We start from the raw sequence: 324 nt of genomic DNA on the forward strand, positions 1-324 counted from the left end.
TTTTGTTTGTTGTTGTTTTTTGCCGCACTTCTTTTTCCCGTTTAGGGGTGTGGTTTTTTGCCAGTTTGACTGGTTTGGGTTTCAGATTGTTCTGAACGGCCTTTTTGGTTTTTGTTTGGAGAGTTTGATCCTGGCTCAGGACGAACGCTGGCGGCGTGCTTAACACATGCAAGTCGAACGGAAAGGCCCCTTTCGGGGGGTGCTCGAGTGGCGAACGGGTGAGTAACACGTGGGTGATCTGCCCTGCACTTTGGGATAAGCCTGGGAAACTGGGTCTAATACCGAATACACCCTGCTGGTCGCATGGCCTGGTGGGGGAAAGCT

1 rRNA gene is annotated in these 324 nt (G+C 51.5%); it reads left to right on the top strand.

Features of this window, described 5'->3' with window-relative positions:
* Positions 1–112: 112 nt before the first annotated feature.
* Positions 113–324, top strand: a 16S ribosomal RNA gene (locus CWS39_RS28535); the annotation flags it as partial.

The sequence above is a fragment of the Mycobacterium hubeiense genome (genome assembly GCF_002838065.1).
GTDB classification, from domain to species: Bacteria; Actinomycetota; Actinomycetes; order Mycobacteriales; family Mycobacteriaceae; genus Mycobacterium; species Mycobacterium hubeiense.